Annotated in this window: 18 protein-coding genes; 7 read left to right on the top strand and 11 right to left on the bottom strand. The window is 70.6% G+C overall.

The genetic code is table 11. The features are described 5' to 3' along the window. The first annotated feature begins 9 nt into the window (after positions 1-9). The 3 genes from O2W53_RS13700 to O2W53_RS13690 all read left to right on the top strand — a co-directional run bounded on the left by O2W53_RS13700 (position 10) and on the right by O2W53_RS13690 (position 2,247). On the top strand, positions 10-630 hold the full coding sequence (locus O2W53_RS13700) for a CAP domain-containing protein (protein WP_269163599.1): 621 nt from the start codon (positions 10-12) through the stop codon (positions 628-630). Between the two features lie 182 nt (positions 631-812). Beyond that, entirely contained in the window at positions 813-980 is a 168-nt protein-coding gene (locus O2W53_RS13695; protein WP_269163598.1) for a hypothetical protein, read from the top strand. Positions 981-1,011: 31 nt separating this feature from the next. Then, positions 1,012-2,247 (top strand): AI-2E family transporter, encoded by a 1,236-nt coding sequence (locus O2W53_RS13690; RefSeq protein WP_269163597.1) that lies wholly within the window; start codon positions 1,012-1,014, stop codon positions 2,245-2,247. Between the two features lie 22 nt (positions 2,248-2,269). Here O2W53_RS13690 and O2W53_RS13685 read toward each other — a convergent pair whose 3' ends face one another. From O2W53_RS13685 to O2W53_RS13670, 4 genes are all read right to left on the bottom strand, one after another. Next, positions 2,270-2,884, bottom strand: a complete 615-nt coding sequence (locus tag O2W53_RS13685; protein WP_269163596.1) for a hypothetical protein — start codon at positions 2,882-2,884, stop codon at positions 2,270-2,272. A 188-nt stretch (positions 2,885-3,072) separates the two neighbouring features. Further along, positions 3,073-3,648 carry a GNAT family N-acetyltransferase gene (locus tag O2W53_RS13680; RefSeq protein ID WP_269163595.1) on the bottom strand — a complete coding sequence of 192 codons (576 nt, stop codon included), beginning with the start codon at positions 3,646-3,648 and terminating at the stop codon, positions 3,073-3,075. 148 nt (positions 3,649-3,796) lie between these two features. After that, positions 3,797-4,213, bottom strand: coding sequence for a hypothetical protein (locus O2W53_RS13675; RefSeq protein ID WP_269163594.1), 417 nt, complete (start codon positions 4,211-4,213; stop codon positions 3,797-3,799). Between the two features lie 7 nt (positions 4,214-4,220). Further along, the gene (locus tag O2W53_RS13670; protein ID WP_269163593.1) at positions 4,221-5,057 is read right to left on the bottom strand and encodes a TIGR02587 family membrane protein; all 837 of its coding nucleotides are present in this window, start codon (positions 5,055-5,057) and stop codon (positions 4,221-4,223) included. Between the two features lie 248 nt (positions 5,058-5,305). Here O2W53_RS13670 and O2W53_RS13665 point away from each other — a divergent pair, with 248 nt between their 5' ends. Then, entirely contained in the window at positions 5,306-5,716 is a 411-nt protein-coding gene (locus tag O2W53_RS13665; RefSeq protein ID WP_269163592.1) for a MarR family transcriptional regulator, read from the top strand. 116 nt (positions 5,717-5,832) lie between these two features. Here the strand turns inward: O2W53_RS13665 and O2W53_RS13660 are convergent, their stop codons facing one another. The 4 genes from O2W53_RS13660 to O2W53_RS13645 form a co-directional block, all read right to left on the bottom strand. Beyond that, the gene (locus O2W53_RS13660) at positions 5,833-7,065 is read right to left on the bottom strand and encodes an AlbA family DNA-binding domain-containing protein (RefSeq protein WP_269163591.1); all 1,233 of its coding nucleotides are present in this window, start codon (positions 7,063-7,065) and stop codon (positions 5,833-5,835) included. Between the two features lie 113 nt (positions 7,066-7,178). Continuing rightward, entirely contained in the window at positions 7,179-7,409 is a 231-nt protein-coding gene (locus O2W53_RS13655) for a hypothetical protein (RefSeq protein WP_269163590.1), read from the bottom strand. Between the two features lie 120 nt (positions 7,410-7,529). Beyond that, positions 7,530-9,146, bottom strand: a complete 1,617-nt coding sequence (locus O2W53_RS13650; RefSeq protein ID WP_269163589.1) for a UvrD-helicase domain-containing protein — start codon at positions 9,144-9,146, stop codon at positions 7,530-7,532. Beyond that, complete coding sequence (locus O2W53_RS13645; RefSeq protein ID WP_269163588.1) at positions 9,143-11,104, bottom strand: ATP-dependent nuclease; 1,962 nt, start codon at positions 11,102-11,104, stop codon at positions 9,143-9,145. Before O2W53_RS13645 ends, O2W53_RS13650 begins: the two co-directional genes overlap by 4 nt. Positions 11,105-11,414: 310 nt before the next feature. On the opposite strand from O2W53_RS13645, the gene O2W53_RS13640 reads away from it, so the two are divergent. Further along, on the top strand, positions 11,415-12,242 hold the full coding sequence (locus O2W53_RS13640; protein WP_269163587.1) for a hypothetical protein: 828 nt from the start codon (positions 11,415-11,417) through the stop codon (positions 12,240-12,242). A 24-nt stretch (positions 12,243-12,266) separates the two neighbouring features. Here the strand turns inward: O2W53_RS13640 and O2W53_RS13635 are convergent, their stop codons facing one another. Next, entirely contained in the window at positions 12,267-12,680 is a 414-nt protein-coding gene (locus O2W53_RS13635) for a hypothetical protein (protein ID WP_269163586.1), read from the bottom strand. A 218-nt stretch (positions 12,681-12,898) separates the two neighbouring features. Here O2W53_RS13635 and O2W53_RS13630 point away from each other — a divergent pair, with 218 nt between their 5' ends. Then, on the top strand, positions 12,899-13,591 hold the full coding sequence (locus tag O2W53_RS13630) for a DUF1016 N-terminal domain-containing protein (protein ID WP_269163585.1): 693 nt from the start codon (positions 12,899-12,901) through the stop codon (positions 13,589-13,591). Between the two features lie 255 nt (positions 13,592-13,846). Here O2W53_RS13630 and O2W53_RS13625 read toward each other — a convergent pair whose 3' ends face one another. Then, on the bottom strand, positions 13,847-14,437 hold the full coding sequence (locus O2W53_RS13625) for a hypothetical protein (protein WP_269163584.1): 591 nt from the start codon (positions 14,435-14,437) through the stop codon (positions 13,847-13,849). A 581-nt stretch (positions 14,438-15,018) separates the two neighbouring features. Here O2W53_RS13625 and O2W53_RS13620 point away from each other — a divergent pair. Then, positions 15,019-15,690, top strand: a complete 672-nt coding sequence (locus O2W53_RS13620; protein WP_269163583.1) for an HNH endonuclease — start codon at positions 15,019-15,021, stop codon at positions 15,688-15,690. Here O2W53_RS13620 and O2W53_RS13615 read toward each other — a convergent pair. Next, complete coding sequence (locus tag O2W53_RS13615; RefSeq protein ID WP_269163582.1) at positions 15,673-17,130, bottom strand: hypothetical protein; 1,458 nt, start codon at positions 17,128-17,130, stop codon at positions 15,673-15,675. The two genes, O2W53_RS13620 and O2W53_RS13615, sit on opposite strands and share 18 nt — an antisense overlap. Between the last annotated feature and the right edge of the window lie 31 nt (positions 17,131-17,161).

The raw sequence follows: 17,161 nt of genomic DNA, 5'->3' as shown, positions 1-17,161 counted from the left end.
GCCTCGTGGGTGATCCGCATCCGCCCGGCGCTCGTCGCCGGTGCCCTGGCCGTGCTGCTCGGCTCCACCGGGTGCGTCGTCGCCTCACCCTCCGGGTCCGACGCCCTCGTCGCGTCCGGCCCGGCACCGCAGTCGGCACCCGCCGGGGATGCGGCGGCACCGGCCGAGGACCAGATCGCCCGGGCGGTGTTCGACCGGGTGAACGAGGAGCGGGAGGCCCGCGGGCTGGAACCGGTGGCCTGGAACGACGCGCTGGCCACGGTCGCCCGCGACTGGAGCACGGAGATGGCCGACACCGGGCAGTTCGAGCACCAGGACATCCAGTCGCTGTTGCAGGGCGACGAGCTGTCCGGGTTCCGGGCGGTGGGCGAGAACATCTTCTCCGCGACCGGCCCGGTGCCGGCCGGGACGATCCACGCCGGCTGGATGCGCTCGGACGGCCACCGGGCCAACGTGCTCAACCCCGGCTGGGACCGGCTCGGGGTGGGCGTCCACTGCGGCCCCGACGGGTCGGTGTGGGCGACCCAGGAGTTCGGCCGGACGGCGGGTGCCGACCGGCCGGCGGTCGCCAGCACCACGCCGCCGGTCGAGCCGATCACCCGCCCAGCCGACGACGGCCCCACCTGCTGACGCCGGCCCGCTCCGCCGCCCGGGGATTGCCCGACGCCTCCGGTCGGGTAGGCCCGCCCCGATGACCTCCGCCCTCTCCGTGCCGCAGCTGCGCGCGCTCACCCGGACCCGCGGTCGGCTGGCACGGACCCGCGACCGGCGGCCGCGGCCTGCGGGGGCGGTCGGCCACCTGCGGCCACCTGGTGTACCTGGAGTCCTTCGCCGCCTTCTCCGAGCGGTACGGGACCACGTCGCCGGCCACCGCCGTCCTCCTGGGACTCTGGCGGCTGCTGGCCGACGCGATGCTGCTGGTCGGGTACCGGGTCATGCTGCGTCGGGCGCCGCGCCGACAGCAGTCCGAGAAGACGTGATCGTGCGGGGCACGGGACACAGGAGCAGACGATGATCCGCCGGGCGAGGGCCACCGGCCGCCGGGACCGCCACCTGGACGGCGGCCCTCCTGCCGACGACGAGCACGCCGAGCGGCCGGCCAGCACGGAGTCCCCCACCGTCCCCGCGCCCACTCGACCTGCCGTCGCCGCACCGGTCCAGCCGAGCGTGATGCCCGCCTGGGCGCTGCGGACGATGGCCGTGGGCGGGGCCACGCTGGCGCTCGCGGCCGTCGTCTGGCTGGTCTTCTGGCTGCTCTTCCGGCTGCCCATGCTGACCTTCGCGGTGGCGGTCGCGGTGCTGCTGACCGCGCTGAGCGCCCCGGTCGCCGGCCGGCTGCGCCGGGTGGGCGTGCCCGGCGGTCTGGCGGCGCTGGGCGCCGTCCTGCTGCTGCTGGGTGTGCTGGCCGGCATCGGCTTCCTGATCGGCTTCCGGGCCGCCGCGACCCTGCAGGACCTGACCCGGCCGCTGGCGGCCGGGATCGACCGGATCCGGGTGTGGCTGATCGAGGGTCCGCTGCAGCTGGACGCGCAGCAGGTCGCCGACGTCCGCAACGACATCGTCACCCGGCTGTACGAGGCCACCCCGAGCCCGGGTGCCGGGGCCCAGCTGGGCCTGTTCGCACTGGGCGGGCTGGTGCTGATCGTCTTCCTGGTGTTCTTCCTGCTCAAGGACGGCGCCGGGATGTGGGCCTGGCTGCTGGCCCGGGTGCCCGACCGGAGCCGGGCGAGGGTCGACGGCGCCGGGCTCGCGGCCTGGGACACGCTGGCCGGCTACGTCCGCGGTGTGATCGTGGTGGCCCTGATCGACGCCGTCGGCATCGGACTGGCGCTGCTCGTCCTGGGTGTGCCGTTGTGGCTGTCGTTGACGCTGCTCACCTTCATCGGCGCCTTCGTCCCGATCGTCGGCGCGACCGTCAGCGGCGCGGTGGCGGTGCTGGTCACCCTGGTCACCAACGGGGTGACCGATGCGGTCATCGTGCTGGTGGTCGTGCTGGTGGTCCAGCAGGTCGAGGGCAACGTGTTGCAGCCGCTGATCATGGGCCGGGCGGTCCGGCTGCACCCGGTCGTCATCCTGCTGGGGGTCACCGCCGGCGGCCTGGTCGCCGGCGTGCCCGGTGCCCTGCTGGCGGTCCCGATGCTCGCGGTGGTCTACCGCGTCGTGGAGCATCTGCGGACCCACCCCGCGTCCGACGAGCCGCTCGACGGGTCGGACCGCCCGCTGCCGGCCGCGGCTCCTCCGGCCTGACCGGCGGTCGCCCCCGGGCGGCTCAGTCGACGGCCGACGCCCCGGTCAGCTCCACCTGGTCGGCGGCGATGGCGATCTGCCCGGCCTCGCCGGCGAAGAAGGCGTCCGGGTCGTCGAAGACCACGGCCGCGGCGATCCCGAAGTCCCGCTCGAAGGTCTCCGGGTCCACCGTCGTCGCGGTGCCGGTGACCCGGACGACGTCCTGCACCGCCAGCGGCGGGACCGGGGTCGCCGACACCACCGCCACGGCTCGCCCGGAGCCGGTGGAGACGCGGAACGCGGTGCCGATGTCGGTGGTGGCGATCAGGCCGACGACCTCGGCCCGCACGGACACGTCCTCGCCGTCGGTGAACTGCGGGGTCGGCTCCACGGGCGGCTCGGTCGGGTCGCCCTCGTCGGGCTCGGCCGTCGGCTCGGCGGTGGACTCGGACTCCAGCGCCCCGACCCGCCGCTCCAGCGCCTCGATCTGGTCCCGGACGTCCTGGAGCTCCTCGGCCGTGACCTCGGGCTCCACCGGCGCCGGGTCCTGCCCGCAACCGACGAGGCCGGTCGTGACGACGAGGAGCACGCCGAGCGGGAGCGCCCGACGCCGCCAGCCGGCAGCAGGTCCTCGCAGCCGACGGTGGTCCCTGGTCATCTCGCTCCTTCGCTCGTCAGCGGTCGGCCGGGGGCCTGCACGACCGGTGGGCGCTCCGTGCCCGAGGGCCTACCCGGTCGGGGCAGCAGGTAGGCCGCCAACGTAGACGGCAACGGTCGGGCAGGACCTCCCCGGCACCCGGCGACCGGCCGCACCCCCGGGGATGGCGCGAGGTGGCCCGGGGCTGGTCAGCGGAGGTCCCGCCGCATGACCAGGCGTGGCATCCCGCTCGCCACGGCATCGGTGGTGCCGATCACGCGGAAGCCGGCTCGTTCGAACATCGACCGGGTCCCGACGAACGACATCGTCAGGTCCATGCGCCCCGGGGGGTCGACCGGGTGCGCCTCGACCGCCGGGGCACCGTGCTCAGCGGCGAAGGCGACCGCACCCTCGATCAGTGGCGCCGTCACCCCCTGGCGACGGTGGCCCGAGCGGACCACGACGCAGACGATGCTCCACACCGGCAGGTCGTCGACCGGCCGGATGAGACGCGAGCCGGCCAGCCGGGTGATCTCCGCGCGCGGGCCGATGTTGCACCAACCCACCGGTTCACCGTCCCGGTAGGTGACCACCCTCGGAGGATGTTCGCGCTCACACAACCGCCGCATGGCCTGCTCCCGGCTCCCACCACCGAGCTCGTCGATCTCGGTGGCACGCAGCCGGTGGGACAGGCACCAGCAGTGGTTGGCACGGCGGGTGCGGTTGACGACGTCAGCGAAGTCCTCGAAACGGTCCGGGGTCACGGGGTGCGTCTCCCAGGTCATGGACGCACTCCACCACGACCTGCCGACGATCCGCGCCGCCGTCCCCCGCCGGAGCCGTGCGGGCAGCTCAGCCACGGAGCTCCGACCGCAGGACGCGTCGTGCCGCCTGCGTCAGCTGTCAACGGCCGTCCAAATCCCCGTCCGACGGTCAGGGCAGTGTGTAGGCGGCTGGACGGATCTCCAGCCTGCCGTCGGTCGGGTCATCGGAGAACAGCAGGGCCCCCGACTGCCGGCTGTCCGGGGCGAGGTAGGAGAACGTGGCGGTCGCCTGCTGGACCTCGCTGCCGTCGCGGGTGAGCACCCCTGTCACCTCGACCTGCTCGGCCGTCTGGCCACCCTCGTTGACCACCTCGATGGGCACTGCCCAGCCGCCCTCGACCTGCTGCGCCGCCGCCGCCGTGACCGACAGCTGGGGGCCGCCGTCGCGCACGACGACGGCCTGGTGGACGAGGAAGGCGAGGACCAAGAGGACCACCACGGCCCCGAGGGCGCCGAGCAGGTACTCGCCGCGGCTGGTGTCGCTGTCGGCGGTCCCGGTCTCGTCCCGGTCATCGGCGTCGCTCACGTCGTCCTCACAGGATCAGCCGGGCGGCCGCCGCACCCAGGCTCGCCGGCAGCGCCAGGACGACGGCCTCGGTGACGGCCATAGCCGGACCCACCCCGTCGAACCGGCCGAACGTCCACAGCAGGTAGGCCGACACGACCAGCGCGATGACGTAGCCGACGACGGTCAGGGTGAGGAACGAGCGCAGCACCCCGCCGACGGCCGGCTCCTGCCCCCGGAACCCCACCGAGTACACGAAGCCGTGCATCAGGAGCAGGCACAGGACGACGAGGGCCACCGGGTGCCAGGCGCCCATTTCCGCCGCGAGCAGCACGACCTCCTCGGTGGGGGCGATGTTGGCCGCGAAGACGACCGCACCCGCCGCCATCAGGAGCAGCTCGCCGCCGTAGGTGGTGGTCGGGACCCGCCGGCCGCCGACGCCCAGCTGGCTGCGTGCGAACGATGCGCCGACGGCGGCCGGGAGCATCTCCAAGCTGATGATCGACAAGGCGTCCTGCCAGCCCTGCATGGGCCTGATCACCGCGAGCACCCCGAGGACCAGCGCCGTCGCCACCGCGGCCATCACGAAGGCCACTCCCGCGTCGGCGAGGTAGCCGGGCCAGCCGACCCCGGGCATCCCGGCGCCGAAGTGCTGGGAGAGGAAGACGACGAGCAGCACGGTCGCCGCCAGGAGCAGGCCGAGGCGGTACCTCGGGATGGACAGACCCAGCTCCCAGATCTCCATGGTCATCAGCAGCGGTAGGGCGAACAGCAGCGCACCGCCGAACGCACGGCCGCTGCTCTTGGCCAGCAGGTGCTCGTTCTCGGTCCGGGGTGGCGCTGCCTGGTCGCCCCGATCCGCCACCCGGCCAACGTAGAGGGCGCCACCCAGGACAGGACCTGAGGGGACGGCCGCGCTGTGCCCGGAGACGGCAAGGCCCCGCACGGATCACTCCGTGCGGGGCCTCGCTCGATCGAACCGGCCCGGGCTCTCCCGGTGAGGGGACTGCCCGGTTCAGGGGTCAGCTGCCGAGACTCGTCCAAGTCTCATTCCAAGACTCGGTACTGACATTGCGTATCAACTGTCAAGCTCGTCAACTACCTTGATACATCGTGACAGACGCAGACCGGCAAGGCGGTGCGACGGCTCCGGATCGGGCGCGCGAACTGGCGTTCGCCGACGCACTCGTCTCCATCGGCCGGGCTCTCACACTGCTGGGTGCTCGGCTGGCCGACCTACATGCCGAGGACACTGGCGACCGGGCAGCCGCCACGTTCGAGCAGTCGATGGTAAGGGCGGATGCCCCCCGCGGCGGTCTCGGGCCGCGGCAGCTTGAGGTGCTGGCGCTCGGTGGGTTCGACTCGCCGGTGGGGTTGTCGGCCGCTGATGTCGAGACCGCGACCGGCTTGCAGCGGCCGAACGTACACAAGCTGCTCCAGCGGTTGACAGAGCTGGGTCACCTTGAGCAGCTGCCCGACGAGCGGCCGGCCCGGTGGCGTCGACTGCGTTCGTCCAGCAGCTGACCCTCGCGTCCCGCTTCCCGCCTGACATCCACAGACCGAACTGGCCGGTCTCCTCCTTCACCTCGATCGGCCTCCCGTGCGCGGTCAATCGTCCGCGCGGAGTAGGCGGAGGGACGTCAGAGTCGCCGCGCGATGTCCGACGGGTCGCTGTACGGCAAGAAGCGGTTGACGACTCCCAGCCCGCGCAGGAGCCGCTTGGCCAAGCGCTCCACCACGACCGAGGTTGCCTCCGTCATCTCCCGTGTGCTGGTGTCCGTCGTCATCACGTACTCATCGACCGGGTACGGCGCGAACCGCTGGAAGGTCATCTCGTTGTAGGCCTGACTGGGCAGTAGACCTCGTAGTCCGGTCACCAGCACTCCCCCGCGCCAAATGCCCTGGTAGCCGGTGTACTCGTTCGCGACGTAGGCGGCGAGCGCGACGGCGGAGTGCAGAGTCTCGAGCACGTGTCCGGTGACCACCACCGCCGGCGCGTCGACCTCCCGGCCGTAGAGCTGCACGGCCGGGCAAGCCATAAGAAGACTGCCTTCGTCGGTGAGCAGTATCGAGAGCGGGTCCTTGTTGCTGGGACCATCGTCCGGCAGCCAGGACGTAGCCGCCAGTCCGTCTGGGTGGGCCAGGTTGTTGTGGATCGAGTACAAGGACGGGTACCACTGCGGCTCGAACAAACGCGCCTCGCCAGCCACCTGCAGGAGGATCTTGCCGGCCAGTAGGTCGGTGACCGGCTGACCTGATTCCGCACCCGGCTCAAGCAGCAGGAACAGTCGTCCGCGGTCGGACAGGTTCTCCCCGTCCAGCCGCACCGACACCTCTCGCAAGCGGTCTACAAACCCGTCCGAACGGGCCTGGCGGTCAGCTAGCAGGCGACGGACTTCATCGTTGCCCAGCGCCCGCTTGCCCTGGTCGTTGCGACCCCAGTAGCGCTGGTCCACCTGGTGCGGGGCGCCCTCGCTCGCCGGCACACTGACAACAAGCACACCGACGTCGGGATCACCGGGCTTGGGGAAGACGTCGAAGGCGACCGACAGCGGCGGGTCGATGCGCATGCTGGCGACCTGGGTGATCCGGGTTCGAAGACCTTCTAGCGGCGTGCCGACAACAGCACCCGCTGCGCCACCGGCGTCCTCAACGCCAACGATGAACACGCCACCGTCGACGCTCAGCGACGCCAGGTCCCTAGCCAGCTCGAGGTTCGCGGGCTTATTCGCCGCCGGCACCGCCTGCTTCAGCTCCACCCAGTGGTTCTCGTCGAGCACGCCGGCAGCGGCCGCAGCAACGACGTCGTCCCAGGTCTTGACGGGCAGTCGGGACTTCCGGGGGCCGAGGTAGAACGAGCTGCTGGTGGTCACCGCCACACCCTGGCAGCCGGTGCGCGACGGCGCTCTCCTGTCCGGCCGTAGGCCGCTCCCACGACCCACGGCCGACGTGCTGCGAACGCTCCCCCTGGCGGCTCGGTGAGGCGTCAGTTCTCCTCCGTCAGCATGATGTCGCCGCGCGGACACCGGGTGACCGGTACCTGCAGACCGGCCAGGCGCGCATGCAGCGCGGCCTGCGCAATCTGCCGACCGGCTACGTCGCCCTTCCGCTGGGACGATCGGACCTTCGCGTTGAGCGACGCGAGCGCTGGGCCGCTGATGCGCGGTCCGTTGGGGGCGACGTAGTCGCACGAGGGCATCGAACATGTCATGGTCATGCGGCCGTTGTATCAACGATGGGCGGCGGCTGCCGGAATAGGCGCCCGCGCGCTAGCACCAGGCTGCTGTCACCCGCCCCGGGCGCCGGGCCGGCCGACGGGAGCGCTGACCAACGGCCGCTAGGCCTGCTTCTTCGACTTCCTCTTGGACTTCTTGAGGGGCGTCGGGGGCGGCTCGACCTCGACGGTTCGCCGGTGTGCCCGGGTACAGGCCACGTAGAGCCTGCGGTCACGTTCGTGTTCGGGCGACAGACCGCTGGCCAGGGCTGCACGTCCGTCATCGTTGAGGCGTACGCCGACCGAATCCCACTCGCTGCCCTTCGCCTGGTGGGTCGTCAGCCCAGGCACCGGGCGGCCGGGGTAGACCAGCCGCTCCTGGATTTGGGCCAACCGCTTGGTGTGCGCTCCATGTGCGGCTCGGAACTTTCGCTCCGAGACAGTGCTGACCAGGCGGTTCAGCTCGTCGTAGGCGGAGTTGAGGACTTGCTTGCCGCCCACGCGCAACAACTCCGCCACCCGTTGAAGGCCCGGCTCGAGCTCACGGGGAGGGTCGTGGTCTCCCACGTCGAGCGCGGTCAGCGCGTCGTTGAGGTACGTCGCGTCCATGTCGAGGATGCTGCGCGTGACGTGGTTGAGCAGCAGGGTTGCGGCGGCCTCCTCGTAGCCGTTGCCCTTGTACCCGTGGAAAGCCAGCGGTAGGACGCTGCCGTCGAGGTCCCATAGGTCCTGCCACCACGGGGCGAGGACGACATCGAGCTTCCCTGTGCCGTCGCCCGGTTTCACCACCGGGAGCACGACGCCCTGCCCATCGCGCAAGTCAAGCGCGACGTCGCGCTGACTGTCGTCGCGCCACCGGAAGGAGCGGGTCAGCTGGAGCGTGCGGAAGTCGGCGCGCTGCAGCAGCGCCATCACCTGCGCGGGGCGGGCGCCGCGGAAGTCGTACAGGGCTTGCCACGGGTCGCCGACAAGGGTGACGGCGATGCCGGCGGCGATGGCCGTCTCGATGAAGGCGATGTCTAGGTCGTTGGCGTCGAAGACCTCGTCGACGATCAGCGCCCGCATGGTGGTGGCGAGCCGCTGCCGGATACGAGCGGCACACGATGGGTCCTGCAACGCCAGACCGACGAGGTCACGGACCTCCTGGTGGGTGCACTTCCCCGCACGCAGCAGCGGGATGGTCACGGCAGCGGAGACCGACCGGGACGGGTCAGTGTTGAGCTCCTCCTGCACCGTCACGTGGCGTCCGGACAGAGTCAACCGGTGCCTGGTCGCCTTGTGGCGATCTCTCCACTTGGTCTGATTCGGCGTGCTGTTCCGAAACCGCGCCCAGCTGTCGTGGATGTCCAGCGTGATGTCGCCATCCGCCCAGATCGTCTCCGTGTTCGGCCACACCAGAAGCCCATTGCGCAGCAGGTCGTGCAGCAGGTCGCAGATGAGCGTGTCTAGGGTGACGATGCGGTGCGGCCAGGTCAGCGCACTCGGTCCCCACAGCCGCTGCACTCGCCGGGCAAGGTTGTACGTCGCCGCGCGCGTGAAGCTGACCGCGACGATGGCCCGCTGGTCATACCCGTGCCCCAGGGCGAACCGGTGCACACCGAAGCGGTGAGCCGACACCGTCGTCTTGCCTGTCCCCGGACCGGCCTCGATGAAGACGTTCTTGGTACGGGCCGCGGCAGCGAGCTGCTGCTCGTCGGTGAGACCGCCGATCGCGCCAGCGGGAGTCAGCACGATGCTCACCAGGGCGCCTCACCCTCCGGCTCCCCGGGGCTCACCGTAGCGGGAGCGGGCGGCTGTAGACCCTCGTACAGGTGAGCGAAGATCCGCTGCAGCGGATCGGGAACGAAGACGCCGAACACTTCGACGACTGGGACATCCAGGCCGTCGCGGGCGTCCCGAAGAAGGCCGGCGAGGGACATGGCGAACTCGCCCTTGCGCCGAGCTGCGGCCCCGGCGGGCATGGTGACACCACCGCGGGTGCGCTTGCTGCGGAACAGCTCGTGCACCGTCTCCGCCGTCACCTCCGCCGCTACCTCGATCCCCGCGTCAGCGAGCGCCTGAGCGACCAGAACCTCGTTGCCGCGGGTCAGCTCCGGCTCGAGCGTCGGGTGACTGTGCTCGATCAGCACCACGTCAGAGTCGTGGTCCGGAGCCCAGACCGGCTGTTCGGGGGTCTCGTCGAAGTCCAGGTCACTGTCCCGCAGCACCGCCAGGCGGGTGCAGAGCTCCTGCCCGCGGGTCGCGAGCAGCCGCACCGCCCACGGACCCACCTTCGTGCCCATCGGCACAACGGTCAGGGCGTCGATGAACGCCTGCTTGTCGATGTCGTCGCCGGCCCACACCCACCCGAACTCGCGCAGAACCGCCGCCTCGGTGACGCCCTCAACCAGGACCAGCCGGTCAGCGAACAGTGAGGCCGACCGGCTCGCGTCCAGGTGCAGCCGCGTCTTCCGCAGCACCTCCTGCTTATCGACCATGTCGATGTCCGCCACGGCGCGGCAGACGCGGCGTCCCTGCTGGTCGCGCCGCACGATGACGACCTCCTCCGGGTCGCAGGAGGTGATCACGTCGGTCGCGTGGCTGGACAGGATGACCTGCAGCTCCGGACGCTCACGCACCTGCCGCCGGAGGTACCTCACCAGGGAGTGCTGCAGCTGCGGATGCAGGTGCGCCTCGGGCTCCTCGATCACGACGGTGACGTGGAACGGCCCGTTGGGGAAGAAGGAGTCCTCGGTGCTCTCCCGTTCGGCCTGAGCCTGGCGTAGCTCGCGAGCAGCCTCCGCCTGCTCATCCTCCGACTGGGTGGCAGGGTCACCGTCGGCCGGCGACGTTGACTCGCGGTCGTCGTCCGCGGCGAGGTTCGCCTCGGCTGCGGCAGCTTCGGTGGCGTCGGGGATGGCGGCCAGCGTGACCGCGATGTGCAGCAGGTTGACGTACCCGAGGCCCACCACCTCCAACGGCAGGGCGAACTCCCTGCCCTCGGCCGTTGCCAGCATCAGCTCCAGCACGCGGGCGAGGTACCGGTCGTCGGCCACCTGCCCACGGATGTAGGGCCAGTTCCGGGCCACCCCACCCGACAGCGCGCGCAGGTGCTCCGCGACCCGTCCCTCCAGCTGCTGCAGCAGCGGGTCAGTAGCCAGGTTCTCCAGCAGGCCGGACGCTCGCCCGCGCAGGTTGCTGAGGTCGCGACCGCGGCCCCGGTTCTGCTGTTGGGCGCGCAACAGCTCGACGAGGATGCGGGTCTCGCGGCGCGCGAGCTCGTCCAGGGGGTTGCGCCAGGCCGGCAAATGGACGAGGTAGGTCTTGGACTCAGCTTCTTCAGAGCGCATCAGGGGCTTGGCGTTCACCGTGCCGAGGTCGCGGGAGAGCGTCTTGGACCAAGTGGCGGCCACCGTGTCGGGAGCGGTGCGGCCGGTCTGGCCCTGCAACTGCCTGCCCAGGGGGCCCTCCGTGCGGGCGTCGGCCTCGTATGAGTACTCGACCGTCACGTCGCGCTCGCCAGTTCCGAGGGCGGCAGCTGACTGCCTCGGCAGCCGGGGGAAGCGGTTGGCGTGCCCCAGGTAGATGCCCTCACTCAGGGTCGTCTTCCCAGCAGCGTTGGCGCCGGCCAGGACCGCGAACCGGCCGGGGAGGTGCATCTCGAGTTCTCCGTCGGCGGCCCCGCGCAGGCCACGAACGTGCACGCGACTCAAGTACATGTGGTTGGGTCCCCTCCCTGCCCAGCGCACCGATCGTGCGGGTCGTGCGGGGCTGCCGCAGTCTACGGAGGGCCACCGCCAGTCTACGGAGGGCCACCGTCGCCGATCAGCGTCCGGCGAGGCCCGGCCCCTGAGCTGGCGGACCGCCCCGGTCCACGGCTCAGGGTCGGGGAACGTGATGGCGTGCTGCAGCCAAGCCAGATGTGGTCGGACTCACCCAGTTCTCCACCCGCCCAACGCAGGCGACCTGCATGATGCTGGCGTCGCTCGGGCTGCTGCGCCCGGTCTTGAGAGCGGGGACGCAGTGACCATGACCAGCCCAGCCGCCAACCGGCCTGGCATGCGGCGCCACCGCCGCCTACGTGCCGCGCGGCGGCGCCTCCTCACCGCGTCGGCCCTGCTGTCGGTGGTGAGCTTGACCGGCTGCGGCGAGGACCAAGAACCGGACTACTCCTCGGCCAGCAGCTACCTGCCGCAGTACACGGCGCCTGCACCGGAGCCGGCCAACCCCTACGCGATCAGCGACCCCGCCCGCCTCGCCGACGTCGAGCTGGAGCTGGCGCGCACCGGCGGCACATGCAGCGAGCTGACCCAGTGGTACGACGCCAACCCCGGGGACAGCAACCTGGGTATCGCCAGGCACTACTACAACGAGTGCGGAACCACCCCTCCCCCGGTCCTCGGTGGTGAGCTGACGCTCAGCGAGGTCACCTCTGGCGGAAGCGGTTCTGGGTCTTCGCCGGCACCGGCCCCTCCGCCGGTCATCCAGGCAGCGCCACCGGAGGAGCCGCCGACACCGCGGTGCGCCACCGAGGCCGACATCGACGTCAGCGCCGAGGTCCTCGACATCCGGCCGACCGACGACGGGCTCGATGGCTACTGGTTCACCCTCGCCACCACCGGGACGAACCGGGCGCCGGCCGGTGCCAGCATCGTGCTCACCATCGGCATCACCGACTCGGTCGGGACGCTGCTTGAGTACGAGTCGGTCACCGTCGACATGGCGGCCGAGGATTCGACCACGGAGACGGCCAGTGAGCTGGTCACCTACAACGGGCGGCCGGCCGCTGCAGGCCCCGCGGAGCTGATCCCGGGCGACCCGGAGTTCTACCTCATCGAGGAGCGCCCCTGCCTGTGACCGGTGCACGTTGAGGAGCAGTAGTCAGGAGATGTCCCGCAACGAGCGGTGAGTCATCTCCAAACCGAGCAGGTCGAAGGACAAGGCGCGCAGCGCCCGGTTGAACGGTCCCTCCGCCGAGCTGATCGACCGCAGGTCATTGCCGAGCCGACCTCGTCCGGTGGTGTCCTCGGCCGCCTCGTTGAGGTCGAGCTGCACCGCCTCGAGTTCCCGCGCGAAGCGGTCCATCGCCTCTTGAGCTTGGACGACGTCCTCCCGGTACTGCTGGCGGACCGCTCCGAGGACCCAGTCCCGGGAGGGGACGTTCGAGGTGTCGAGGTACCAGTGACCCCGCTCGCCCTTGCGTGCCGTCACCTTCCCGGCTTCGCACAGCTCCCGCAGCACCGCCACCGGCACGCCGGCACTCCCCGCCGCCTGCCCGACCGTGACCTCGCTCATGCCCCCGCCCACAGCGGAAGGTGAACCGCAGTACGCAGAGCCTCTAGCGGCTCACGGCAGATGCTCATGACTCACTCTCGCCAACCCGAGCCCTAGCTGCCAGCGCCCTGCCCGTTGCGTCAGCCATGACGCCGGGACCGGGGCTATCGGTCGTTGCCCACGGTGTCTGGCTGCGGCCCCGGCGCCGCTTGTCGGTGCCCTACGGCACCATCGCGCTCATGGCCGCGACTGCGTCTCCGCCACCCACCGACTACGAGCACCTGCTGGTCGACCTGCAGCGGCAGGTGCAGGCGTCGCAGTTGGCCGGGATGCGGGCCGCCAACGCGGAGATGCTCAACCTGTTCCGGGCGATCGGACGCACCCTGCTGCAGGGACGGAACGACGACTGGTCCGCTGAGGTCATCGAGCGCTTGGGAGCTGACCTGCGGGCGCGGTTCCCACAGATGACCAGCCTCTCCGCGGTCAACCTGCGCTACATGCAGAAGTTCACCGAGGCCTGGCCAGACCCGGCAGCGACCCCACCGCTGGATGCCCTGCCGTGGGGACACATCCGACTTCTCCTGGACAAGGTCGATGACTCCACTGTCCGAGACCGGTACGCCGTCGCGGCAGTCCGGTATGGGTGGTCGTACGACGTCCTGTTGCACCAACTCCTCGGCCGCACGCATCACACAGCACCGCCACGGGACGCCGCGAAGGCCCGGGTTCAGGTCGACTTCCACCTCAGCCCAGACGGGTCCACGTTGGCCCAGACGTCGGGAGTCTCGCCGCCGGTGGCCCTGGCCGCCGGCGACCTCGTAGAGGCCCACGACGGCGACATCGCTCGCCTGGCCGTCGTCGACTCCGTAGAAGGCGAGGTGCTGTCCCTGACAGTCCTGTGGGACACCCCGGACGCGTCCACGTCGAGCTGACAGGCCAACGACCGCGCTCCGGCTCAGGACACCTGCCGATGCGCCGGCACTAGCGGGATGTCACCGATCACCGGGACGACCGGCGCGCTCCTGACACGGGCGAGGAAGCCGTCGTGCAACGGGCCTAGACCTCTCCCCGGTCGAGCTGCGCCGGCTAGGCCGCCCGGTGCCGTGACGTCGCGGCGGGTGACGAAGCGCTCGACGCGGTTGCCACCGTCCGGTGTCTGGCAACCGGCACCCGAGGGCACTGTCGGATCAGCGCGGTTCATCGTCGGCCGACGGCCACTCCCCGCTGCCCATCAACTCCTGTGCCCACGCCTCGCCTTCGGCCTCCAGACGGTCGGTGCTCGTTGTGAGCTCCCACGCCCGTTGCTCGATCTCAGCAGAGTCGATCAGGTCGAACAGTTGGCGCGGGTTGCCGCCAACGCCAATGACCAACTGGCTCCCGGGCAGCTTGCGCAGTGACGTGGTGCGCGCGGGGTTGTCCGTCGCCGTCGCGGTTGACTCGTCGAGGGCGGCTTCGTCAAGGTGCTCAAGCGCGTTCCGCAGGTCCGCTAGGACCGAGTCCGGCTTGGGCACCTTCTTGCGGCGCTCCCTGGCCAGGCGCGCGACCCACCTCTCCAGCTGGTAAGCGGCCCAGACAAGGTGGTGCTGCGCGGCCCACAGCCGTCGCCAGTCGGCGAACATGTCCCGTTCAGTGAGCGGCGGCCAGGAGTCGCCTCGGTCCATCGCCCGGCTGTCGCGGTCGTACTTCTCACGGACTGCTTGAACCTCGGGAACCAGCCGCCGAACCTCCTCCGACCAGACGTCGACCAGGGCTTCGGCGGTGTCCTCTGCTGCGCTCACTCCATCTTCCTACCCAGCATCGCGGAGGCCTCGGCTCGATCGGACACCCCTCTGCCGGTCAGATGTCCGAGCCGCCGCCGGCGGTCTCGTCGGTGAGCCGGGGCGCCCCAGTCTTCCTTCGCGCCGAACCACGTCGGTCGAGGATCTTGCGCACAGCGCTGAAGCTGCGATCGGTCTACTCAGCGAGGACGCGCAGGCTCCGCCCAGCGAGGTACTGCTCGACGATGTAGCTCTCCACTCGATCTTGCAGCTGCCGGTTCGGGCGAGGGCTGGCCGACCCCTGAAGCTCAGAACGAACACACGCCTCGGGACGCGGCGGGAACGGCACGGTCTGACGGTAGCGAGGCACCGGTGAGCTGCCGTCGCTCATCCGGGTGAGGTCGCCCGACGGCACCTAGCTCTCATGACACCCATCAGTCCAACGTGGTCCGTAAGGCTTTGAGACGAGCCGTCCGCTGACCTGCTCGGCTTCTGGGCTCAGCGGACGAACGGCCGCACAGCGGCAGCCGCGACTCGACAGGTCACGGACTGGTCCGCGGCCTCTCACTGCTCCGACCAAGCTACGAGGTGGGGAGGCCCGGATGCAGGACGTACAGGTGCCCGACGTTCGGACCTACCGCACCGTGCTTCCCACGGGCCAGACGTTGTGGATCGCGGACCTGACCCCTGAGCAGTTCATCCACGCGGTGACCTCCGCCGGCAAGACCGCCGTTGTAGACGATGCCTTGACGGGAGCCTCGACGGACCTGGTCGACCCACGCATCGGCTGGAGCATGCCGATCTTGCGCATCACCGATGCCGCCGCCCCAACGTGGGCCTGCGAGACCGGCCGGTGCGACCACTGCCGAAAGCGGATGAGGGCGCAGCACTACCACTGCTGCGGTCTCCATCTGCACCTGACGGGGTCAGGCCGCTGCTACGACGCCCACGGGGAGGAGCATCGCGAGGGACTGAGAGCGGGGCGAGCTGCCCCGGTGGGCGAGCAGATGGCCCCGCTCCTCCGCTACAGCGGGCAGGTTCACCTGGCCTTCCGCCGTGATGCCTGCGAGAGCTGCAACTTGTGGTCGCCGGGAGGGCAGGGTCTGCACGTCGACCACTACGACGGGGACCACAGCAACAACCACCCGTCGAACTTGGTGACGCTCTGCGGGCGGTGCCACCACAGGAAGAGCGCCGCCCGAGGCGACTACCTGCCAACCCCGCGGCGGCCCCGCCGCCGAGAGCGCACACGGCGGCTACAGCTTGGAGGCTGACTGCTTCGGCCGGGCGTCGATGAACCGCGGGGTGATGGTCCAGCCCGACTGCGCTGACAAGGTCTCGCACGTCCTCTTGACCCGGTCGAGGCGGCGGGGGTCGAAGTCGTCGTCTGTGTACCCGACGCAGACGTAGTACCCGCACCGGATCTGCTCACTGCGCTGGTACTGCGGCAGCTGCGCCTCGGCGCCTCGAACCAGCTTCGTGCTGTGCATCTGCTTGACCTCGATGAGGGCGCGGTGCTGCCAGCCGACGGAGAACTTGAAGTCGACGGGGCCGCGGCCAACGTTGGCCTCACGGCTGATGTCGATGCCGGAGGCGCGGCACGCCTCGACCCACTGCACTCCGGCGACCGCCTGGACGATCTTCTCCTGCCGCGGCTTGGTGTAGTTGTCGTTCCACAGCGCCCGCCACGCGTCGGTGTCCTCGACGGCGTGCTGGAACCGGTCGACGAGCGTGCCGACCCAGGCGCAGAACTCATCCTCCGTCGTCGGCTCGGGCAGCGGTCCGGCGTCGGTCGCCATCCGCTGGGCCATCGCCCGCCCCCGCTCGTACCAGCCCACCTTGAGGGCAGGGTCGGCGCGGACGTCGTAGGGCTGGTGGTCGTCGGCGGCGACCTGATCGACGAACTCGAACGCGCTCTCGGGGCTGCGCCGGGCCAGCCGACGCCCTGCCTCGACGCGACCCCGGTGGTCCAGGGCCTCCGCGAGATCGATGTTGAGGTCGGCCCGCAGGTCGTGGGCCACGTGCGCGTCCGCCCACGACCAGAACACATCGGGTGTGACCCGCTGCGGGATGTCCTGCAGGAACCGCTCCGGGGTCAGCAGCACCGCGCCCTTCGTGACCGGGCTCCGGGGCAGGGACGCCCGGGCATCAGACCACCGGCCCGTGGTCGGCTGCCAGGACGCGTTGCGGACCGTCATCAGTTCGGTCCCGATGCCCCGATCGGTGCACACGGCCTGCGTGTACGCGATGAACCGGGCCTTGAGGATGTTGCACAGCATGTCGCTGATCCGGTCGACGCCCAGGCCCGGCACGAACAGGGCAAAGACGTCGACGTAGTCCACCCCGCGCTCCACGGCCCGGGTCATGATCTCCAGCGCCTCGGCCATCGCCACTGCGAAGTCGGGTCCGGTGCCGGAACCGTTGGGCGAGCCCATCGACATGCCGAGCGCGAACTCCTTCGGCTCGGGGAACGTCAGCAGCCGCAGCGCCTTCCTCCAGTACGGCGACGCGGTGTTCCCACCGGCGGTGCGCACCAGGTCGCGGCACAGCGTGAAGAACCCGATGACGTCGTCGTGGGAACCGGCGAAGATCGGGTCGTCGTCGTTGAAGACGAGGAACGGGTCGACATAGAGGGGCGTGTCCTCCGAGAGGACCGGGTCGAACCAGTCGTCGTCTTGGCGGTGCTCGGTGGCGACGAGCTCGCTGAACCTCACGCCGCCGCCGGGCGCAGCAGGTTCATCCCCA

The sequence above is a fragment of the Modestobacter sp. VKM Ac-2978 genome (genome assembly GCF_026968025.1).
Lineage (GTDB): Bacteria > Actinomycetota > Actinomycetes > Mycobacteriales > Geodermatophilaceae > Modestobacter.
Note: the sequence above shows the minus strand (reverse complement) of the source record. Positions and strands in the feature narration are given on the sequence as shown.